The sequence below is a fragment of the Pseudomonas sp. P5_A12 genome, from assembly GCF_056400685.1.
The window spans coordinates 1-3,279 of the sequence record NZ_JBFUKU010000436.1; the positions used below are offsets into that span (position 1 = coordinate 1).

The 3,279-nt window shown below is 56.4% G+C and carries 4 protein-coding genes; all 4 read left to right on the forward strand.

What is annotated here, in order from left to right:
• Positions 1-1,374: response regulator (locus AC1DSG_RS29415; protein WP_477794011.1), on the forward strand; the 1,374-nt coding region annotated here is incomplete at its 5' end.
• The gene (locus tag AC1DSG_RS29420) at positions 1,374-2,207 is read left to right on the forward strand and encodes a CheR family methyltransferase (protein WP_477794012.1); all 834 of its coding nucleotides are present in this window, start codon (positions 1,374-1,376) and stop codon (positions 2,205-2,207) included. The genes AC1DSG_RS29415 and AC1DSG_RS29420, both read left to right, overlap by 1 nt.
• Positions 2,204-2,797 carry a chemotaxis protein CheB gene (locus tag AC1DSG_RS29425; protein ID WP_477794013.1) on the forward strand — a complete coding sequence of 198 codons (594 nt, stop codon included), beginning with the start codon at positions 2,204-2,206 and terminating at the stop codon, positions 2,795-2,797. The genes AC1DSG_RS29420 and AC1DSG_RS29425 overlap by 4 nt, the downstream gene beginning before the upstream one ends.
• The coding region (locus tag AC1DSG_RS29430) for a response regulator (RefSeq protein WP_477794014.1) at positions 2,791-3,279 on the forward strand (489 nt) is incomplete at its 3' end. The genes AC1DSG_RS29425 and AC1DSG_RS29430, both read left to right, overlap by 7 nt.

The following is a 3,279-nucleotide window of genomic DNA, read 5'->3' on the forward strand; positions in this document are numbered from 1 at the left end:
GGGCAGGGCAGTGTGTTCACCCTGGTCTTGCCTCAGCAATACGTCGAGCCGAACGACGCGCTTGTCGAACCCATGATGGCTTCGACCGTGGCAATCACCCATCGCGTGGCACCGGCAGCGCTGGTGCCACTGATTTCCGAGGCGGATATTCCTCGCTTCAACGACGACCGCACCCAAGCGCCGTTCAAGACGCGCTGCATTCTGGTGGTGGAAGATGAGCCCAACTTTGCGCACATCCTCTACGATCTTGCACACGAGCTGGGTTATCAGTGCCTGGTCGCCCACGGTGCCGACGAAGGTTATGACCTGGCCAAGGAGTTTATTCCCGATGCCATTTTGCTGGACATGCGCTTGCCGGATCATTCCGGGCTGACGGTGTTGCAACGCCTGAAGGAACACGCCGAAACCCGGCACATTCCGGTGCACGTGATTTCCGTTGAAGACCGGGTTGAAGCCGCGATGCACATGGGCGCCATCGGTTACGCGATCAAGCCGACTACCCGTGAAGAACTGAAGGATGTGTTCGCCCGTCTCGAAGCCAAGCTGACCCAGAAGGTCAAACGGGTGCTGCTGGTGGAAGATGACGACTTACAGCGCGACAGCATTGCCCGCCTGATCGGCGACGAAGACATCGAGATTACGGCCGTTGGCCTGGCTCAGGACGCCTTGGACTTGCTGCGCACGACGATTTTCGATTGCATGATCATCGACCTGAAATTGCCGGACATGCTCGGCAACGACTTGCTCAAGCGCATGTCCACGGAAGACATCTGCTCGTTCCCGCCGGTGATTGTCTACACCGGACGCAACCTGACCCGCGATGAAGAGGCGGAACTGCGCAAGTATTCACGCTCGATCATCATCAAGGGCGCGCGCTCGCCCGAGCGTTTGCTGGATGAGGTCACACTCTTTCTGCACAAAGTCGAATCGAAGTTGTCCCATGAACGGCAGAGGATGCTCAAGACCGCGCGCAGCCGCGACAAGGTTTTCGAGGGTCGCAAGGTGCTGCTGGTGGACGACGATGTACGCAACATCTTCGCCCTCACCAGTGCGCTGGAGCAAAAGGGCGCTGTCGTGGTCATTGGCCGCAATGGACGTGAAGCGATTGAAAGACTGAATGAAGTCGAGGACATCGATCTGGTGTTGATGGACGTGATGATGCCGGAGATGGATGGCTTCCAAGCCACTATCGAGATCCGCAAGGACCCGCGCTGGCGCAAGCTGCCGATCATTGCGGTGACGGCCAAAGCCATGAAGGACGATCAGGAGCGCTGCTTGCAGGCCGGCTCCAATGATTATCTGGCCAAGCCCATCGACCTGGATCGCCTGTTCTCGCTGATTCGCGTGTGGTTACCGAAGATGGAACGTATTTAGTGGAACGCATTTATTCCTTGGAGCGAAACAGCGAAATCGAGTTGCGCTTGTTGATCGAGGCGATTTACCTCAAGTACAGCTACGACTTTCGCGACTATTCAGGCGCTTCGATCAAGCGCCGGGTGAATCATGCGCTGACACAATTCGAGTGCAATACCATCTCGGCCCTGCAAGAAAAGGTGCTGCACGATCCGACCGTGTTCATGCAATTGCTGCAATTGCTGACGATCCCGGTCAGTGAAATGTTTCGCGACCCTTCGCACTTCCTCGCGATTCGCAAGGAAGTGGTGCCACTGCTCAAGACCTATCCATCGATCAAGATCTGGATTGCCGGGTGCAGTACCGGTGAAGAGGTCTATTCGATGGCGATTCTGCTGCGCGAAGAAGGCTTGCTCGACCGCACCATCATTTATGCCACTGACATCAACCCACGTTCGCTGGAAAAGGCCAAGCAGGGGATTTTCTCCATGGAAAATGTTCGGGCCTACACTTCTAACTACCAGCAGGCCGGTGGCCAGTGTTCATTCGCCGACTACTACACAGCGGCTTATGGTTACGCGATTTTCGACAAGAGCCTGTGTGAGAACGTGACGTTCGCCGATCACAGCCTGGCGACGGACAGTGTCTTCTCAGAGACTCAATTAATTTCGTGCCGTAATGTATTGATTTATTTCAATAAAAAACTTCAGGATCGCGCGTTCGGCTTGTTCCATGAGTCCCTCTGTCATCGCGGGTTCCTGGTGCTGGGCAGTAAGGAAACACCGGATTTTTCGGCCTACGGCAACCAGTTCGAACCGTTGGTCAAACAAGAACGGATCTACCGAAAATCATGAGCGACGCTGGAGATGTTCCTTCAATCGAGGCTATCGTGATCGGCGCTTCGGCCGGCGGCGTGGAGGCGTTGCTCACTATTCTCAGCCCGCTGCGTGAAGGCTTCACACTGCCGATCATTGTGGTGCTGCACCTGCCCGACGAGCGCCGCAGCTTGTTGGCCGAGGTGTTTGCACGCCGGGTCTCGATGCCTGTTCGGGAAGCGACCGATAAAACCCGGGTCGAAGTCGGGACGCTGTATTTCGCTACACCCGGTTATCACTTGTCGGTGGAACAGGACCACAGCTTCTCCTTGAGTCTGGAAGATCGCGTGCATCATTCGCGTCCCGCCATCGATTATCTCTTCGAGTCCGCTGCCGATRCCTACGGTCCGGCCTTGGCCGCTGTGTTGCTGACGGGGGCCAATCGCGACGGTGCCCGTGGCCTTTCCCACGTTAAGCGTCGCGGTGGCCTGACCATCGTGCAAGACCCGACCGAAGCGCAGGTCGCGACCATGCCTCAGGCAGCGCTGGATATTGAGCAGCCTGACCATATTCTCACTGTCCGCGGCATCGGCCGTCTGCTTGTCGAGCTGGAACGAATAGCATGTTAAGTAACATCCAAGCCAAATTGCTGATCGTCGACGATCTGCCAGAGAACCTGTTGGCGCTCGAAGCGCTGATCAAGCGGGAAGACCGCGTGGTCTACAAAGCCTTGTCTGCCGACGAAGCCTTGTCGCTTCTGTTACAGCACGAATTTGCCTTGGCCATTCTCGATGTCCAGATGCCGGGCATGAATGGCTTTGAGCTGGCCGAATTGATGCGCGGTACGGAAAAAACCAAAAACATCCCGATCGTGTTCGTCAGTGCTGCCGGTCGCGAGTTGAACTACGCGTTCAAAGGCTATGAAAGCGGCGCGGTGGATTTCCTGCACAAGCCGCTGGATATCCATGCGGTCAAGAGCAAGGTCAACGTGTTCGTGGATCTGTATCGCCAGAGCAAGGCGATGAAGCAGCAGGTAGAGGCGCTGGAGCAAAGCCGTCGCGAGCAGGAAGCGCTGCTCAAACAGTTGCAGAGTACTCAACTGGAACTGGAG